15 protein-coding genes and 4 pseudogenes are annotated in these 18073 nt (G+C 57.4%); 10 read left to right on the plus strand and 9 right to left on the minus strand.

Annotation, left to right across the window (positions count from 1 at the left end):
* Nucleotides 1-135: 135 nt before the first annotated feature.
* Complete coding sequence (locus tag OKW29_RS10255; RefSeq protein WP_429290970.1) at nt 136-663, plus strand: GNAT family N-acetyltransferase; 528 nt, start codon at nt 136-138, stop codon at nt 661-663.
* Between the two features lie 91 nt (nt 664-754).
* Here the strand turns inward: OKW29_RS10255 and OKW29_RS10260 are convergent, their stop codons facing one another.
* Both OKW29_RS10260 and OKW29_RS10265 read right to left on the minus strand, forming a co-directional pair.
* Entirely contained in the window at nt 755-1813 is a 1059-nt protein-coding gene (locus OKW29_RS10260; protein WP_429290971.1) for an alkene reductase, read from the minus strand.
* Nucleotides 1814-1896: 83 nt separating this feature from the next.
* Complete coding sequence (locus OKW29_RS10265; protein WP_184036555.1) at nt 1897-2199, minus strand: ArsR/SmtB family transcription factor; 303 nt, start codon at nt 2197-2199, stop codon at nt 1897-1899.
* Nucleotides 2200-2399: 200 nt separating this feature from the next.
* On the opposite strand from OKW29_RS10265, the pseudogene OKW29_RS10270 reads away from it, so the two are divergent.
* A pseudogene (locus OKW29_RS10270) lies at nt 2400-3582 on the plus strand (IS3 family transposase).
* A gap of 74 nt (nt 3583-3656) precedes the next feature.
* Here OKW29_RS10270 and OKW29_RS10275 read toward each other — a convergent pair.
* The 4 genes and pseudogenes from OKW29_RS10275 to OKW29_RS10290 all read right to left on the minus strand — a co-directional run.
* Nucleotides 3657-4640, minus strand: a complete 984-nt coding sequence (locus tag OKW29_RS10275) for a phytanoyl-CoA dioxygenase family protein (RefSeq protein ID WP_018424982.1) — start codon at nt 4638-4640, stop codon at nt 3657-3659.
* A gap of 453 nt (nt 4641-5093) precedes the next feature.
* Nucleotides 5094-6053: an IS5 family transposase gene (locus OKW29_RS10280; protein WP_429290972.1), complete on the minus strand. Its 960-nt coding sequence runs from the start codon at nt 6051-6053 to the stop codon at nt 5094-5096.
* Nucleotides 6054-6218: 165 nt separating this feature from the next.
* Nucleotides 6219-6380: a hypothetical protein gene (locus tag OKW29_RS10285; protein ID WP_429290973.1), complete on the minus strand. Its 162-nt coding sequence runs from the start codon at nt 6378-6380 to the stop codon at nt 6219-6221.
* Between the two features lie 31 nt (nt 6381-6411).
* Nucleotides 6412-6557: pseudogene (locus tag OKW29_RS10290) on the minus strand (IS5/IS1182 family transposase); the annotation flags it as partial.
* Between the two features lie 63 nt (nt 6558-6620).
* Between OKW29_RS10290 and OKW29_RS10295 the strand changes: the two are divergent.
* Together OKW29_RS10295 and OKW29_RS10300 are read left to right on the plus strand one after the other, a co-directional pair.
* Nucleotides 6621-7808 (plus strand): annotated as a pseudogene (locus tag OKW29_RS10295) (IS3 family transposase).
* Between the two features lie 165 nt (nt 7809-7973).
* A pseudogene (locus OKW29_RS10300) lies at nt 7974-8730 on the plus strand (IS110 family transposase).
* Between the two features lie 399 nt (nt 8731-9129).
* Here the strand turns inward: OKW29_RS10300 and OKW29_RS10305 are convergent.
* The gene (locus OKW29_RS10305) at nt 9130-10035 is read right to left on the minus strand and encodes a GlxA family transcriptional regulator (protein WP_429290974.1); all 906 of its coding nucleotides are present in this window, start codon (nt 10033-10035) and stop codon (nt 9130-9132) included.
* 148 nt (nt 10036-10183) lie between these two features.
* On the opposite strand from OKW29_RS10305, the gene OKW29_RS10310 reads away from it, so the two are divergent.
* Nucleotides 10184-10426 carry a hypothetical protein gene (locus OKW29_RS10310; RefSeq protein WP_429290975.1) on the plus strand — a complete coding sequence of 81 codons (243 nt, stop codon included), beginning with the start codon at nt 10184-10186 and terminating at the stop codon, nt 10424-10426.
* Nucleotides 10427-10820: 394 nt separating this feature from the next.
* Here the strand turns inward: OKW29_RS10310 and OKW29_RS10315 are convergent, their stop codons facing one another.
* The gene (locus tag OKW29_RS10315; protein WP_429290976.1) at nt 10821-11036 is read right to left on the minus strand and encodes a hypothetical protein; all 216 of its coding nucleotides are present in this window, start codon (nt 11034-11036) and stop codon (nt 10821-10823) included.
* Between the two features lie 93 nt (nt 11037-11129).
* Nucleotides 11130-12383: a glycosyltransferase WbuB gene (locus tag OKW29_RS10320; RefSeq protein ID WP_429290977.1), complete on the minus strand. Its 1254-nt coding sequence runs from the start codon at nt 12381-12383 to the stop codon at nt 11130-11132.
* A 464-nt stretch (nt 12384-12847) separates the two neighbouring features.
* Between OKW29_RS10320 and OKW29_RS10325 the strand changes: the two genes are divergently transcribed.
* The 5 genes from OKW29_RS10325 to OKW29_RS10345 all read left to right on the plus strand — a co-directional run bounded on the left by OKW29_RS10325 (nt 12848) and on the right by OKW29_RS10345 (nt 17941).
* Nucleotides 12848-13663, plus strand: coding sequence for an aldo/keto reductase (locus OKW29_RS10325; protein WP_429290978.1), 816 nt, complete (start codon nt 12848-12850; stop codon nt 13661-13663).
* A 1350-nt stretch (nt 13664-15013) separates the two neighbouring features.
* Nucleotides 15014-15202, plus strand: coding sequence for a GMC oxidoreductase (locus OKW29_RS10330; RefSeq protein WP_429292478.1), 189 nt, complete (start codon nt 15014-15016; stop codon nt 15200-15202).
* A gap of 66 nt (nt 15203-15268) precedes the next feature.
* The gene (locus tag OKW29_RS10335; RefSeq protein ID WP_429290979.1) at nt 15269-15907 is read left to right on the plus strand and encodes a putative colanic acid biosynthesis acetyltransferase; all 639 of its coding nucleotides are present in this window, start codon (nt 15269-15271) and stop codon (nt 15905-15907) included.
* Nucleotides 15870-16739 (plus strand): glycosyltransferase family 2 protein, encoded by an 870-nt coding sequence (locus OKW29_RS10340; protein ID WP_429290980.1) that lies wholly within the window; start codon nt 15870-15872, stop codon nt 16737-16739. Before OKW29_RS10335 ends, OKW29_RS10340 begins: the two co-directional genes overlap by 38 nt.
* Nucleotides 16740-16789: 50 nt before the next feature.
* Nucleotides 16790-17941 carry a glycosyltransferase gene (locus OKW29_RS10345; protein ID WP_429290981.1) on the plus strand — a complete coding sequence of 384 codons (1152 nt, stop codon included), beginning with the start codon at nt 16790-16792 and terminating at the stop codon, nt 17939-17941.
* The last annotated feature ends 132 nt before the right edge of the window (nt 17942-18073 follow it).

The raw sequence follows: 18073 nt of genomic DNA on the forward strand, positions 1-18073 counted from the left end.
GGTGGCGTTCGGATGTGATGAGTGTAGTCCCGCGAGCGTGCGTGCAGGGCGCTTGCGCGAGTTTATGCCATATGCCGCTTGTCGATGTTGCGGTGCCGATGTCAAACTCGGGCGGTCTTCATCGGACGCAACGCCATGTCGCACGATTCCGCCATCACCTTCCGATTTGCCGCTTTGCACGAAGCCGAAACGATTCGTGCCATCGAATTCGAAGCGGGCCTGCGTTTCGTCAGCGTCGGCATGACCGGGATTGCCGACGCGCCGCCCATGGCGCGCGAGGTCGTCGAGCGCAAGATCAAAGCGCGCGAGATCATCGTCGCGCTCGACCAGCAGACGATCTGCGCGGGCTTCGTGATGTTCGAGCCGCAGCCGACGCGCATCTACGTCCAGGAACTCGATGTGCTGAGCTCGCACGCGGGCAGGCGCATCGGCGCGGCATTGATCGAAGAGGTCGCGCGAATCGCGCGCGCGCGACAATTGACACAGCTGGTGCTGTCGACGTATCGCGACGTGCCGTGGAATGCGCCGTATTACCGGCGGCTCGGGTTTCGCGATCTCGACACGTCGGAGCTCGACGCGGCGTTGCTCGCGCGGCGCGACGCGCATATCGCGCGCGGACTCGATGAATCGAAACGGGTGTTTATGCGGCGCGAGCTTTTCTAGCGCACAAAAAGCGGCGGGCGTGACTGGAATTCAGTCACGCCCGCCGCTTTGTCATTTCATACAGCGGACATGAGCCCGCTGTCGCTACCGATTACACCGTTTCGAGCGCCGGATAATCGGTGTAGCCGACTTCGCCGCGCGCATAGTACGTCGCCGGGACCGGCTTGTTCAGCGGCGCATCTTCAGCGAAGCGGCGCACCAGATCCGGATTCGCGATGTACAGCTGACCCCAGGCCACCGCATCCGCTTCGCCGGAGTCGAGCACCTGCTGCGCGCTTTCCCTGGTGAACTTCTCGTTCGCGATATACGGGCCGCCGAACGCTTCCTTCAACTGCGGGCCGAGGCGGTCGTCGCCGAGCGCTTCACGTGCCGCGATAAACGCGATCTTGCGCTTGCCGAGTTCGCGCGCGACATAGCCGAACGTTGCGGCCGGATCGGAATCGCCCATCGTGTGCGCGTCGCGGCGCGGCGCGATATGCACGCCGACGCGGTTTGCGCCCCACACGCTGATGCACGCGTCGGTGACTTCGAGCAGCAGACGCGCGCGGTTTTCGATCGGGCCGCCGTAGGCATCGGTACGCTTGTTGGTGCTGTCCTGCAGGAACTGGTCGAGCAGATAGCCGTTCGCGCCGTGCACTTCGACGCCATCGAAGCCCGCGGCCTTGGCGTTTTCCGCGCCCTTGCGGAACGCTTCGATGACACCGGCGATTTCATCGAGCTCGAGCGCGCGCGGCGTCACGAACGGACGCTCGGGACGCACGAGGCTCACGTGACCACCCGCCGCGATCGCGCTCGGCGCGACCGGCAGCTCTCCGTTCAGGAACACCGGATCCGAAATACGGCCGACGTGCCAGAGCTGCAGGAAGATCTTGCCGCCCGCGTCGTGCACGGCCTGCGTGACGAGCTTCCAGCCTTCGACCTGCTCCTGCGACCAGATGCCCGGCGTTTCGGCGTAGCCGACGCCTTGCGGCGTGACCGATGTCGCTTCGCTGAGGATCAGACCGGCGCTCGCGCGCTCGGCGTAGTAGCGCGCCATCAACGCGTTCGGCACGCGGATTTCCTCGGCGCGCTGACGCGTGAGCGGCGCCATGATGATGCGGTTCGGCAGCGTGATATCGCCAATTTGCAGCGGATCGAAAAGAGTCGGCATAAGAGTTCACCTTTGGCGGCGGGCAAGGCCCGAGCCTCAAAAAACTGCGTGAAAAAGGAAGCGCGGCGATGCGAATGCGGCGCTCAGAGCTTCGCGTTCATGTATTCGAGGAACGCCTGAATGACGGGCTCGTTGCGTTTGAAAAACACCCATTGACCAACCCGTTTCGACGTGACGAGCCCCGCGCGCTGCAACGCGGCCAGGTGCGCCGACACGGTGGACTGCGACAGGCCACAGCGCGAGTCGATCTTGCCCGCGCACACGCCGTGGTCGAGCGGCAACTCCTGATCGGCAAAATGCGCGTACGGCTCACGCAGCCAGCCGAGAATCTCCCGGCGGACCGGGTTGGCCAGCGCTTTGTGGATCGCGTCGAAATCGGGCGTCATGTGGATGGTTTTCAGGTGATTCGGCAACCGGCACGCCGCATGGCGTGCGCGACATGCATCGCTACAGAACGAATCATATATCGGAATTTAACGATATGGGTGAAAACACTACTGCGGATGGGGCGATAGGCATCGACTGAGCTTGCCCCCGAAAAACGAATCCCTTGCTGAGCAGGTAAACTCAAGCAAGGAGAAGAACGATGACAAGCAAGGCAAAGCGAGCGCAGTACACGCTCGAGTTCAAACTGGAAGCGGTGCGACTGGTCAAGGCTGGGCAAAGCATGGCGGCAGTGGCGGGGACACTGAGTGTGGTGGAACAGACGCTGTACAACTGGGTAAAGGCTGACCGGGAAGGCAAACTGGCAGGAGCAGGCGCGAAGCCTGTGAGCCCGGAACAGATGGAGCTGGCGCGGCTGCGTGCGGAAGTGGCTCGCCTGAAGATGGAGCGCGATATTTTAAAAAAGTGCGCGGCGTACTTCGCGAAGGAATCGATGTGAAGTACGCGTTCATCGAGTGCAATCGGCGCCACTGGCCGGTCTCAGTGCTGTGCGAAGTGCTGGAGGTCAGTCCCAGCGGCTATCATCAGCGCCGACAACGCGCTGCGCAGGACAAGCCGCAGCGAAGCCGCCTGAGCAACGACATACTGCTGGCAACATCAAGGCGATTCACGCGCAGGTCAAAGGCGAGTACGGCTGGCCGCGCATGTGCAAGGAGCTACTTGCACGTGGCGTTCGCGTCGGCAAGGAGCGGGTTCGCAAGCTGATGGCGCAGCACGGCATTCGAGCCCGCCACAAGCGCAAGTACATCGCGACTACGAACTCGAACCACGATTTGCCAGTCGCGCCGAATCTGTTGGAGCGCAACTTCAGTGCTAACGCGCCGAACCGGGTCTGGACGACCGACATCACGTATCTGGCGACAGCCGAAGGTTGGGTGTACCTCGCGGTCATCATCGACCTGTTCAGCCGGCAGGTGGTGGGCTGGTCGATGCAACCGCACATGAAGGCTGAACTGGTCACAGACGCATTGCGTATGGCGTGGTTCCGGCGACGCCCTGAAGCCGGCGTAATCGTGCATAGCGACCGGGGCAGCCAGTACTGCAGCGGCCTGTTTCAGGACACGTTGAAAGCCTATGGCATGCGTTCGTCGATGAGCCGACGCGGCGATTGTTGGGATAATGCGCCGACCGAGAGTCTGTGGGGTTCGCTGAAAGTAGCACGCATGCATGGACGACACTTCGCCACGCGGCGTTCTGCAATGGATGAGGTGATTGATTGGCTCGGCTTTTACAATGCGCGCCGGTTACACTCGACACTCGACTACGTCAGCCCCATGACATTCGAGAAGAACTGGTTCGCAACTCAGCGAGGCGAAGCCGCGTAATTCCTCCAGCTATGGGATTCGTCAAACGGGGGCAAGGTCATAGTTCCCTTTTCCCGCGAGCGTCCCCGAGTGCATCACTTCACCAACACCTTGATGGCCAATCTCTTGGTCATCTGGAACGTCTTCGGAAAGGTGGTTTCCACTCCCATGACCACTCTGCTGGAAAAACGATCCATGTCCTTGGGACAATGAAATGCCATGCCGTCGAACTCTCGCAGCTGCAAAGGCTTGATTTTCGACTGAAACTGCAGGAACCGATGAGACGCTGGGATGAAGTGCGATGTCAGTGAGCTGCGGGAAAACTGCGGGCGCGTCGTGCGCAAACTGCCGTGAATCGTCTTGGCGTTCCAGAACAGGACGTCGCCCTTTTGCAGGAACGGCGCACGAAACTCAAGCCGATGTTCCGTCAGGATTTTCTTGACCAGTTGCTTGTAGCGATCGTGATTGAACGCCACATCAAAATTCTTCCCGTTCTTCGCCATGTCGATGCGATGACTCTTCGGCACCACGAAGAACCGGCCCGCGCCCGCATCAATGTCCTCGAGGGCGTACCAGCAGGCAGCCATCGTGCCGATGCTCTCGCTGTCGAGGTAATACGTGTCCTGATGGGGCCAGGTTTCCGAGTTGCCCTCGAAATACATGCTCTGAACGAGCGTCCCCTCTTCCGAAAAGAGTTCCCGGTTGACGGACTTAATGGGCGCGCTCGCAAACACACTTACAGCGAGTCGCTTTAGCGGCGCGAAGTCCGCGTCACTCAGTGACTGAAGATTGAGCAACGGATTCATCACGAAGCCGTGCTCGTTGATCCTGTTCTTTTCTGGATTCGCGGTGGCCTGACGGTAGATGTATCCCGGATAGCGCTTGACCGTGTGGTCGAAAGCCCCGCGAATGGAATCGCAGATATCCGGATCGACCACGTTGCGCACAACAACGTAGCCGTTTTCTTCGTAATAGCGCTTGGCGCCGACCAGATCCGTCAATTGGAAGGTAGTCCCGTTCTCGGCCTCAACTTCCGGAATTTCAATTTTAGTGCCAATCGGACTCAGAATTTGATGCATATGCCCTCCAGCATATCAGTTATACGAAATCTCTCCCGCCGACGCTCGGTTTGAGAACAGGTATTTACATTCAGCGACATAGTGCGGCGCTTGAATAATTTGGCATTTGACTTTTACTCTCGTTCTGGGTGATGCATTGGAACCAGCATCGACGCACTGGACAGAGACGGAATTCAAGCAACTAGCCTCAGCGATGCGCGTCTGGACACGCGAATGAGCATGCTTGCGGAACGATTGGCAGTCCAACCCGGCGGATTCCTCGGCGGCAACAGCAATGGAAAACCTGGCGTCAAAACAACCTGACTTGGAGTCAAAGAGGTTCATGTTGCTGTCTAAACACGGCGTGGGTTACGCGTTAAGGGTGATGCCGACATTTATGTATAACTGCATGCCCTAGAAGGGGCCTTGTTGCATAAATAGCGTAAGAACGAAATGACTTCCATGTCTTCGATCTCAGGCAATGCGGACGGACTGCGGGCGCGCGAGTGCCGTCATGCGGTTGAGCACGCCCGCACGAATCGATACTTCGGTCGCCTGCGATCCAGTTTCACGAGCCCACAGGCAGGCACCCGTGAGTACCTTGAGCCGGTACATCAAGGTCTCGGCAAGCGAGCGTCGGTGGTAGCCAGTCGCCAGTTTCCATTCGCGCCTACTGCTTCTCCCGATAGCGTCGATAGCTGCATTGCGCCAGGCGGCGCCGGGCGTGCTATCTGGCCAGGGCTTCGCTCCCTCGCGCGGCGGAATCGATGGGGTCGCGCTACGCGCGGCAATCTGCGCGTGGCACGGCCTGGTGTCGTAGGCACCATCGCCGCCGATGGTATCGATCACCACATCAGCCGGAATCTGGTCGAGCAGATCCGGCAACACTTCGCCATCACCTTCGTCCTGATGGGTCATCAGCGCAGCACAGATCTGGCCGGTGTTCGTGTCCATCGCAAGATGGACCTTTCGCCATGTCCGGCGTTTCGAATAGCCGTGCTTGCGCACTTTCCACTCACCCTCGCCGTACACCTTCAGGCCAGTACTGTCGATCACCAGGTGCAAGGGTTCATCGGGGCGCTGCGTTGGCAGTACGACCTTCAGGGTCTGTGCGCGACGGCTCAGGGTCGTGTAGTTCGGCACCGGCAAGCCCGGGTAGGCGAGTTTGTGCAGACTGAGCGCGAAGCCTTGCAGAGCGCGCAGCGGCAGATGAAAAACCTGTTTGAGCCCGAGAAGCATCTGGATCACTGCATCGCTGTAGACACGCGGCCGACCGCACCTGGCCGGGCCAGCCCCGGAAACCTGAACCAGTACGCTTTCGTCGATCCACATGGTCACGTCACCTCTCGCGATCAAACCGGCGTTGTATTCCCGCCAGTTCCTGACGCGGTACACCCCTTTGGGCTCACTTGCTTTGCGTTCGTCCTTGCGCATCTTCTCGGGGAAAAAAATCGAGAATCTACGCAGTTCGATGCGAAGTTAACATCCTGGATAACCCGATCGTTGCGCGTAAACGTCAAGCCCTCGCGAAGCGCCTCGGGTTTTGCAACAACGCCCCTAGAAGGCATCACCGATCATACGTGTCATCTCGCTTCGATACTACAAGACCAGATGAACCATTTCCGCCAAATGATTGGCGTAAAACGCTAAAGACGTTAAGGAAACGCTGAACAAAGAAGGATCGTGCAGCGCTGTTCGCACGATGCGGATTCTGTCGCGAACCGCCAGCGGATTTGCCCACCAGCCAGTGCGAATATTCATTTCTGCGGGGCTTTCACCACTGTTTTGCGCTTTATGCCGCCCCGCAGACGGAGTTCTCCATTGATTGCAACAACGCTTTCTTTGCAATCACCAGATTGCCCAGCGCAAACAAGGTATCGTACTGCGCACCGTTTTAGCCAGGCCCCGGTAGCGAGCCTCCTTGTGGTTGAACAGGTTTGAGCTTGCCCCCGAAAAACGAATCTCTTGCTGAGCAGGTAAACTCAAGCAAGGAGAAGAACGATGACAAGCAAGGCAAAGCGAGCGCAGTACACGCTCGAGTTCAAACTGGAAGCGGTGCGACTGGTCAAGGCTGGGCAAAGCATGGCGGCAGTGGCGGGGACACTGAGTGTGGTGGAACAGACGCTGTACAACTGGGTAAAGGCTGACCGGGAAGGCAAACTGGCAGGAGCAGGCGCGAAGCCTGTGAGCCCGGAACAGATGGAGCTGGCGCGGCTGCGTGCGGAAGTGGCTCGCCTGAAGATGGAGCGCGATATTTTAAAAAAGTGCGCGGCGTACTTCGCGAAGGAATCGATGTGAAGTACGCGTTCATCGAGTGCAATCGGCGCCACTGGCCGGTCTCAGTGCTGTGCGAAGTGCTGGAGGTCAGTCCCAGCGGCTATCATCAGCGCCGACAACGCGCTGCGCAGGACAAGCCGCAGCGAAGCCGCCTGAGCAACGACATACTGCTGGCAACATCAAGGCGATTCACGCGCAGGTCAAAGGCGAGTACGGCTGGCCGCGCATGTGCAAGGAGCTACTTGCACGTGGCGTTCGCGTCGGCAAGGAGCGGGTTCGCAAGCTGATGGCGCAGCACGGCATTCGAGCCCGCCACAAGCGCAAGTACATCGCGACTACGAACTCGAACCACGATTTGCCAGTCGCGCCGAATCTGTTGGAGCGCAACTTCAGTGCTAACGCGCCGAACCGGGTCTGGACGACCGACATCACGTATCTGGCGACAGCCGAAGGTTGGGTGTACCTCGCGGTCATCATCGACCTGTTCAGCCGGCAGGTGGTGGGCTGGTCGATGCAACCGCACATGAAGGCTGAACTGGTCACAGACGCATTGCGTATGGCGTGGTTCCGGCGACGCCCTGAAGCCGGCGTAATCGTGCATAGCGACCGGTTGAATCCGCCCAGTACTGCAGCGGCCTGTTTCAGGACACGTTGAAAGCCTATGGCATGCGTTCGTCGATGAGCCGACGCGGCGATTGTTGGGATAATGCGCCGACCGAGAGTCTGTGGGGTTCGCTGAAAGTAGCACGCATGCATGGACGACACTTCGCCACGCGGCGTTCTGCAATGGATGAGGTGATTGATTGGCTCGGCTTTTACAATGCGCGCCGGTTACACTCGACACTCGACTACGTCAGCCCCATGACATTCGAGAAGAACTGGTTCGCAACTCAGCGAGGCGAAGCCGCGTAATTCCTCCAGCTATGGGATTCGTCAAACGGGGGCAAGGTCACTCCGCCTTGAGGAAATGGTAGGAATTTCGCAGGTAACAAAGGTCGACTTTCACGGGCCTATGGCATGGGCATGCTCATGGTGCAAGATTATGTGGATGTTCAAAGGCAAACCGGAGAGGCCGAGATGAAGCTGACGCCAGTTGGAATCGATATTGCAAAGACGGTCTTCCAGGTGCACTACGTGGACGAGGACACGGGCGAGATCGTGAACAAACCAATCAAACGTGCGGCGTTACTCGAACATTTCGCGAACCGGTTGCGTTGCCTTATTGGCATGGAAGCGTGCGGTGGTGCGCACCACTGGGCGCGGACACTGCTGAAGATGGGCCATCAAGTCAAGTTGATGCCAGGAGAATTCGTGAAGGCATTCAACATCCAAAACAAGAACGACGCAGCGGACGCCCGGGCGATCTCGCTTGCTGTGCAGCAGCCTGGCAAGGCCGTTGCGGTGAAAACTGAAATGCAGCAGGCAATGCTGGCGCTGCATCGCATGCGCGAGCAACTTGTGAAAGTTCCGGGCCATGCAAATCAACGGCTTGCGCGGACTGCTAACCGAGTACGGCGAAGTTACGGCTAAAGGACGGGCGTCGGTGCCGAAGCAGACCGGTTCGGGTGGCAAGGCAAACCTTCACGGCATAAGTAAGCGCGGCGACACATATTTGCGAACGCTGCTAATCCACGGTGCACGCAGTGTGTTGATAAATGCGAAAGAACCAGGCGCGTGGGTCGAGCAGCTGAAAAAGCGGCGGCATCCGAACGTGGTGATTGTCGTACTGGCAAACAGAATGGCGCGGACGATCTGGGCGGTACTAGCCAATGATCGTCCGTACCAGAAGGGATACGTGAGCATACATCCAGCGGAAGTGGGAAACGTCTCGTAAGAAATTGACCCTGTTGAAGTGGAGCGTCGAAGGTTGCGTTGGGAATCGAGAGTGATGGCAACACAGGTCGGACCGTGATTCGCTAAACCTGAATGGCTCCAGGAGCTCCGAGCTCGTGAGAAAAATGAGGTGCGGGTCAGCGGATTCCATAGTGGCCCGCAGCGGAAGAACCAGCTGCAGCAAGGCCGGATATACAGCTGCAACCCATCCTGTCCGTCTACGCACAAGAGAGCTTGCTCAAACGGGAGACGTTCATATACAAACTACTATCGGCAACTTGAAACAACGGTCGCCGAACTCGCATTAACTTAAACCAACCAGCCTCCACGATTCCCGGGGCGGTTCACCGGTGCGCTTGACGTGACTCCCCACTTGCGCATCTGGATTGCTGTTCGTACGTCAACTCTTTCGTCGACTCTGCGTCCGGAACTCAGTAGGCGACATCGAGAGCTCTTTACGGAAAAGCTTCGACAGTCTCTCTCCGTTGCTAAGACCGGTTCTACGAGCGATCTTGTCCACCGGAAGATCGCTGTTGGCGAGCAGCTTGCACGTAAGATCGAGCCGCGCACCAAGAAGGTACTTTGAAGGCGTAACACCGAGCTCCCGTTTGAACAGACGCAGGAAATTGCGCTCACTCATCGAAGACGTGCGCGCCGCATCGCCCACCGATATGGGCTTCGCGCAGTTCTGGACGATCCAACGCGCCGACGCACGTGCTTTCTCGGCGAGCGTCTTTGCATCCATCTCTTCGAACGCGGGGGCCAATGTACGCCCGCCATCCGAGCCGAGACGGTCCGCCACGCGCGCGGCCAACTCCGCTCCCAGATCCATCCTGAGCAGTGCGAGCGAGGTCACCAAAGCCTGATCGCGATCATGCTCCGCAGCGCTCGCGGATAACGATCGGAGACGGATATCATGCTTCATCGAAGGCCAATCACACCGCGCCACGCCGGCAGCCGACAAAACCATGTGCCCATTCCCGATCGCGGTGACACTGACGCCTCTTGCACAAACCAGTCGCAACAGATCAATGAGGTTGTCGTCGACGGAGGCGTGAGCGACACCACTCCCGCTGGGAATGAAGAGGTTGTCGAGACGATCGAAATCGCGCGTGGAAAAATGGTCTGTCCAAACCATCATCGATGACGAGCACGCAACCCCTCCACCGCCAGCCGAGATGAGGTTCACGCGATATGTCACGGAATGATTCGAACTTTGAGATTGTAATTCATTAGCGACATGCAGAGCTTCGGCGAGCGTACCGGCGTCCAGCAACGAAAATCCGTCATACAAAATAATCGCCACGTGTTTCACGATTGTCGAACACTGAACAGACCGAATGTCCTGTCTCGGACAATCAAGCGGTGCTAGCGCGTCAGATAAGATTGGCGTCATGCGGCCTCCAGTTCGGCAGGTTTCTATTCGTCACACAGAAAAAAGACAGGATTTCCATGTGTCGTCGGACTTCGATTCTCGCGTTTTCAGATTTATCCTTGCCGTTTTAATCGACAAGGTTTCAGGCGAGAAAAATACGTTGCCGAAGGGCGGAGATGCAAGCCCGGCATCCCAGGTCGCGGCGCGCGATAAAAACGACTGTCAGCGGAAAATGCAGCGGCCTTGCCTCAATGTCGAGATGCAAGGTGTCCGCTTCAAAATAGCGGAGGCGTCACCGCAATATGGGCAGCAACCCCGGTAATCAGAAAGAAAATAGTAACAACAAGCATCGACTTCCCGTTTCGTATAACGATATCGGGAGTCTGCGCCTGATGCGAATCAGCGAGGTTCCCATATATCGGTATTCCTAGTTCAAGCGTATTCTTCATATAGTAGACTTTGAAGATAAACTGGCAAGATAATGAGGAGTTGTGCCACGTAAATATCGTTACACGCCATAACTTACCGCGTGAAAAAAAATCCCACCAATTACTTTCAACCTTTATCGGCCGGACAGGGCTAAGTTTTGACTTAATGAAACTACGGCGCGTTCAACTGGCCGCATACCTTGGTGAATTAGTAGGGAAGGTCTGCAAAAGTCCAGGTGTTGACGTCTGGGTGGACGAAAAGCGCTGCAAGGCGAAGCCGCTTCAGATCTAGTCCCGGCTAATACATCTGATTGAATCATTCATGCCCATGGCTTCACCGAGTCTCGTGACCGCAACCATGCAAATCCGGTCTCCGGCCTCTTCAAGCGTGATGGTCTGTTCTTTGTAGGCCAGTGCGATCGCCTCCAATGCACGCATAAAGAACTCCGACTCCTCATCCGTCCAGTCTACGGGAAGGTCAGCACTAAGCCCTTCTGAATTCATCCCTGCCTCCTTAGGATACTTTGTGAGGCTTACGAAGCAAGCTGGATCTCGCTCATTTGCGCTAGCACCGGATCCGAAGACTGTTAAGTGGGCCTACGTCGTCGCGCGGTCTCCGAGGTCTCGTTTGCCGAGAACTGAGCTGCGAAGCCGTGCCTCAAACTGGAGAAGAATCGTTTCTTTCGAGAAATTGGATGCGGCGTATTGCCGTCCGAGGGTGCCAAGGCGCTCACGAAGCGACGGGTCGTCGGCGAGACGAAGGATGGCGTGTGACAACGCCGTGAAAGAGCCGGGCTCGACTGCGACGCCAACCGAGTTGATGACGCTCCATAACTCGGTACCTTCATTCGCAGTCGCAATTACCGGTCGGCTGCTCGACAGCATCGGGCCAAGCTTCGAAGGCATGACGAGATCCGCGGCGCCTGCAAGCTGTGGAAGGACGTGTATGTCCGCAAGCGATAGCAATTCATTGAACCGCTCTTTAGGTTGCAGCGCGAGAAACTTGACGTTCGGTACGTCACGGGCCTTTTCGAGTAGGACATCTTTTGCTGGTCCAGCGCCACAGATCAGGAACATGATGTCCGCGCGCCACGTGAGAAGCTTTGCAGCGTCGACAATGATTTCCAGACCTTGCTTAAGTCCGAGATTGCCTGAGTAGAGGACGACCAGCGCTCCGTGGCCGATGGTGAGCTGCGCGCGATAGGGGTTGTCCGTGCTGTTTGGATGCGCGTGTTGAGTATCGACCCAGTTGGGAAAGGTGAAAGCTTTTTCCGAGGAGACCCCCTTCTGCACGGCGAGCCGTGTCATTGCTGCGGAGGGTGTCGAGACGACGTCGGCGCGTGACATCAACCATCTTTCCACGCGCAAAGCCAGCTTTCTTGCGACATGGCCTTTCAGTATGCCCAGTCGAAACGCCGCGTCGACTTCGTAGTCCTGTACATGAAGCCAACATGAGGCGCTGGCGACGCGGGCGGCGAACAACGCGACGGGAGACGCGAACAAAGGTGGCTCTACGAGCCACACGGCGTGCGGACGCCACGCGATCTGCCATAGGGCGGCCGGACTCGCGAAGACCGCGAAGCTCATCAGATGTAGCACGCGCTTCAGACCCGACGGGCGCTTGGGGCACCAGAAGGGAACGCGTATGACGGAAACGTTGTTGATTTGCTCAGTCGAGTACGTCAACGCGTTATAGCCAGCCTTGATGCGCCACTCAGGATAGTATGGAGACGCGGTTATCACGCGTATCGTGTGCCCCTGTAATGCGAGCCACTCCGCAAGCTCCGCGGAGTACTTTCCCACCCCTGTCACCTCTGGCGCATAGTTGAGCGAGATTATCAGCACTTTCATTGAGTAATCCACATCTTGGGAAAAAAAAGATCAAGTCTGCGTTGGGCACGGGAATGTACGACCCATGCGTTCGGACTCTGATGGAGGCTATCGTTCCGTGGCTTGCTCGCAGTCGCATTCGTATTCGCGTTGTGTCAAAGCTGCGCGTTCGCCTTCCTGATTCGAAGATCGCAGATATCCAATTGCCCGGTCGGACAAATGCTTGTCGTGCCTCGCCTAGATGGGCTTCGCCAGCCAGGACATATGATCGCAAGTCGTGTGGGCGCAGGAGGCCTGGTGCCGGTCTCTTCCCACTCGCGGTGGGCGAAAGCCGACAACTTCTTGCCAATTTCCGTCTTGACCGGGGGGCATCAGGGCGCGGCGCTTATATTCCTTTCACGTCGGGGTAACGCTGATCGTCGGTAGAACATTCTCGTCATTCAATTCAAGGCGCGGGCTTGACGAGCATTTAGCGGGAGCTAATCGTGCAAAGCGTTCAGTTGACCGGGACTCCCATCGTACTTTCGCGATTCATATTCGGCACCGCCAGTCTTTTCAACAGTGGCTCCGAAAAAGCAAGACGACGACTATTATTCTCTGCGGTGGACGCCGGGTTTACCCATTTCGACACGGCCCCCTACTATGGCTTTGGCTTGGCCGAGCGCGATCTTGGCCACGTTCTCAAAGCACGACCGGAGGTCACTGTCACCACCAAAGTCGGTATCTATTCGCCCGGCGGCGAGGAGCAAAGCGGGGCCGCTGTTTTTGTTCGCAAGGCGACAGGGCGCTTCATAAAGGCCATCTCGGGTCCAACGGTGGACTTTTCAGTCGCCCGAGCGAAGAGAACACTCGAGGGCAGTTTGCGTCGTCTGAAGCGTGACTCTATCGACATCTACGCGCTGCACGAGCCTGAACTTTCCCTGCTCAATACTGATGAATGGTTGAAATGGCTCGAGAGTCTCCTACGCGACAGAACGGTCCGTACTTTCGGCCTCGCGCTAACTACGGATAAGGTCGAACCGTTCCTCGCTGCCGGCTCCGAACTGACCCGTTTCATTCAGGTCCACGACAGTCTCACCGGTCGGGAGGCTGACGTACTGACCTGCTACCGCAAACCCTTCCAGATCACTTACGGTTATGTCTCCGCGTCCCGCAAGGAGGGGTCGCCGCTGTCCGTGACAGAGGTTCTGCGTCGGGCACTACTTCGCAATACGAATGGCGCAATCATCGCTAGCACGAAGCAGTTGGCCAGGCTGCAGCAATATGCCCGGCTCGTGGAGGAAACGGCCAATGCTCAATGACCTGGGCGGGCAGGGCGCGATTTCGCGGGCAGCCGATTTCATAGTCATCGGCGCGGGAACCGTCGGCCTACCGATCAGCGTACTACTGGCGCGCAAGACAGGCGCAACCGTCATCTGCCTGGAAACCGGCGGATTGCGCCAGGAAGAGGACACGCATCCGCTCAATGAAGTCGTCCAGCAGGGGATGTTCTACAAGGGTGCCTCGCACGGACGTTTCCGATGCCTGGGCGGTACCTCGATGCGATGGGGCGGTGCCCTCATTCCCTTCCAAAACTCTGATCTCTGCAATGCCCACTGGCCGATCTCACTCGATGAACTAACCCCTTTCATCGGTGACGTCGAGCGGCTATTCTCCCTGGAACCGGGCCTGTATTCCGACGTCTCCTTTCCGTTCGAGTTCGGTGGGACCCATGTCAATCGTTTCGCCAAGTGGCCAGAATTCCCGAAGCGCAATGTAGCGGCGTTGTTGGACGCTGACGTCGCTGCGGCAGCCAACCTTCAGGTCTGGTTGAATGCCCATGTCGTCAAAATCAAAACTCAGACTGAAGGCGTCCGACTGGAAGCGGTATCGCAAAATGGTGACAGGCTAGCTATTTCGGGGAGGAAGCTCATCGTCGCCGCTGGCGCGATCGAAACAACCCGTCTGGCATTGCTAATCGACCGTCAGAACAATGGAGCCGTCTCCGCCCTTACGTCTGCGCTCGGTCATAACTTCGCGGATCATATTTCCGCAGAAGTAGCGGAAATCGACGCCTCCGAGAGCGCTTTGCTAAATAAGATCGTCGGCTTTCGATTCGGCGCCGCCGGTTCAATGCGCAATATTCGTTTCGAGCTAGCGCCACAAGCGGAGGCGCGGCGGCATCTGCCGCCAGGTTTCTGCCACATCGGGTTCAAGGTTGAGAAACCCGGTGGCTTTGATGTGCTACGGGAGATATTCCGGAATGTACAGCGTCGTAAGTCACCGCCGCCACGAGTAATCTTCGATTTGATTGCGAATACCCCCTGGCTTGCGCGCGCCATGTGGTGGAGGCTCGTGAACAAACGTCTACTGTTTCCCGCTCACTCGCGCCTGATTGTCCATGCGGTGGTTGAGCAGCTTCCATCTCCCAACAATCGTATCACTCTCAGCGATACGTGCTGCGACCGCTTCGGCTTGCCACTCGCTGAGATCAACTGGAGGTTGTCCACGGAAGACAAAGAAAACGTAATCGAGACATCGGAACTATTTAAAAAAACTTGGAGAAGAGCAAATTCGCCTCGCTTGGCGTATGGAAATCGATCGAGCCACAGCAAATCTGGGCCAACATCGATAACGCAGAAGGCATCTTCCATCCGACGGGTTCGACTCGCATGGGTGCTTGCCCCGCCGATGGCGTGGTGGACAAAAACCTCAACCTCTTCGGTGTCGCGAATGTCCAGCTGCTTGCCACGTCAGTCTTGCCGACGGGAGGTGGGGCGAATCCGACTATGATGCTCCTGCTGCTGGGGATGCGATGTGTCAATCAGCACGCTGCCGGCAGCACCCCGCCAAAAGCTTGATGCTTTCCGCCAACCGCGGGTATTGAGCCGTGTTGACGCTACGATGGTCAGTTGAGAGAGGAGTCTATGCCTGAAGATGCAATCAACCGGGAAGGCGTTCGTCCGAGCATAATCCTGAAAGGCGTGAATTCGAGACAGGGACCTTCATTTTCGTTGTCGAACAGATTTCTGAGGGTTCTTTGGGGCGTCATCTACATCGTCTTCTTCGTACCGACGCCGCGTGTCTTTCATGCGTGGCGTCGCTGGATTCTGCGACTATTCGGGGCCACTATAGGCGCAGGTGTTCACGTCTATCCGCGTGTGCGCATCTGGGCGCCATGGAATCTTTCGATCGGCGACTTTACAGGCGTTGCCAATGGAGTGAACTTGTATTCCATCGAACGCATCACGTTAGGTGAGCGTTGCACGATATCGCAGGGCGCGCAGCTCTGTACAGGAAGTCACGACTACAACCATCCGACGTTTCAGCTAACGGCAAAGCCGATTATTGTGGGATCGGACGCGTGGGTGTGCGCTGAAGTATTCGTTTGCCCTGGCATTCATATCGCGCCGGGAGCGGTTGTAGGCGCGCGATCAGTGGTAACGCGGAGTCTGCTGGATGAGTGGACTGTGTATGCCGGCATGCCAGCAAGGAAGATTTCTCTTAGAGTCAAGCACGGAGAGCCCAATGAGCAAAGTGTCCGTACTAGTGCTGACGAAGAATGAAGAACAGGATTTGCCTGGTTGTCTTGAGACCGTCATCGGGTGGTCCGACGACATCCACGTATTTGATTCGCTCAGCACAGACGGGACCGTCGCGTACGCTCGCTCGGTATGCGCGAACGTGATCTCCAGACCATTCGACGACTGGTCCACTCACCAGAACTGGGGATTGAAAAACATCCCATTCAAGCACGAATGGGTGCTGTATCTGGATGCCGACGAGCGCGTTCCCCCATTGCTCGTACCGGAGATTGAAACGGCGGTCTCGAACGCCGGCGATGCGGTGGCGTTTCAGATTAGACGCCGCGACTTCTTCAATGACAGGTGGCTCAGGCACGTGCAGGGTTCACCGTACTTCGTTCGGCTTTTCAGACCCCAGCATATCCACTATGAACGGCTCGTCAATCCCGTCACCGTGGTGGATGGCAAGACTGGCCGGCTCGACGGCTATCTCGATCACTTCCCTTTCAGCAAGGGGCTATCGCACTGGCTTTCACGGCATAACGCCTACAGTTCGCTGGAGGCAGATCAGTTCCTTCGCAATAAGGCGAACGGCAACAAGTTCAGCCTTTCCCAGGCGCTGTTTGCGGCCGATTTCCAGACTCGCCGCTATCATCAAAAGCGCCTGTTCTACCAACTTCCATGCCGCCCGGTGATCAAGTTCGTTCTACTTTACTTCGTTCGTCGAGGCTTCCTCGACGGGCACCCGGGCTTGGTGTATGCGACGCTGCAGTCGGTCTATGAGTACTTCATCGTTCTGAAAGTCAGGGAGAAGATGAGGGCGGCGAGAACGCAAGTCGATCGGCCTACGTTAAGCGAAGAATTGAAGAGTTGAACCGCACCTGCGCGTTATGATGAATGTCAGTGTCAGCCGGAGATCCCGCCTTGAGAACCCTTCACATTATCTCGTCAATCGAGCGAAGATATGGTGGTCCTGCTGAGGCGCTCAAACGGCTCGCGACGGAGCTCCGGCTTTCCGGACACACTATCGACATTGTCTGTCTTGACTCATCTATTGATGCTGACAAATCGGACGACAATGTTTTCGATCTGGTTGTCAGGCTAGGCCACCACGCTGGCAAATACGCGCTCAACTTCAGGCTTGTTGGGTGGCTGACACAGCATGCGAACCAGTACGATGCAATTATCGTAGACGGCATATGGCAGTTCCACAGCGCGGCGGCCGTTCTCTCGCTTCTTCCGCAAAAGATCCCATATTTCGTGATGCCGCACGGCATGCTCGATCCATGGTTCAACATCGGCCGCCCGTTGAAACATGCCAAGAAGCTAGTCTATTGGATATTTGTGGAGCGTCATGTCATCAGCAATGCGAAGGGGGTTCTCTTCACCACCGACAGTGAGCGCGAACTGGCGCGCTTGGCGTTTCCGCTGTACAGGGCGAAGGAGCTGATGATGATGATTGGCACGGCACCGCCACCTTCGACGGAAACGTTGGACGTTGCGCAGCGGCATTCGCTAGCGACGCCGGGCAAGATTATCCTCTTTCTCGGGCGAATTCACGAGAAGAAGGGCTGCGACTTGCTAATCCAGTCGTTTCACGATCTCCAGAACTTGAGCACCGACTATCGCCTCGTCGTCGCAGGCCCCGATGATCATGGACTCGGGGCGAGATTGCGTCGCGAGGCCGTGCGGCTCGGCATCGCGGATCGTGTTAGCTGGCCTGGCATGGTAACGGGGGCGCACAAGTGGTCCCTGCTGCGCGCTGCCGACGTCATGGTTTTGCCCTCGCATCAGGAAAACTTCGGCGTGGTGGTGGCCGAAGCACTAGCGTGCGGCGTGCCGGTGCTCTTGACCGACAAGGTCGGAATCTGGCAAGAGGTCGTTGCCGATGGAGCCGGGTTCGTGGACGACGACACGCGAGAGGGTATCACCCGCCTTCTGACGCAATGGGCAATGCTGCCGGACGACGAGAAGGTTGCGATGCAATGTTCGGCAAAGCAGTGTTTCAACAATCGGTTTCATATCTCCAGAGTCGCGCAGAACTATATCGCGTTGATGAGCAAGCAGGTAGCGTAAGCATTTCTGCTTTAACACACGCGTGCAGGATGGCTGTCGCAGGAAGTTGAGTTCGTCAGCGCGATTTTACGCTCAACCGTTGCTGCCCCTTCCAGGACATCTCATTCGCGGAAGAGCAGCGTCAGAGGATCA

The organism is Paraburkholderia sp. CI3 (assembly GCF_050436505.1).
Lineage (GTDB): Bacteria > Pseudomonadota > Gammaproteobacteria > Burkholderiales > Burkholderiaceae > Paraburkholderia > Paraburkholderia tuberum.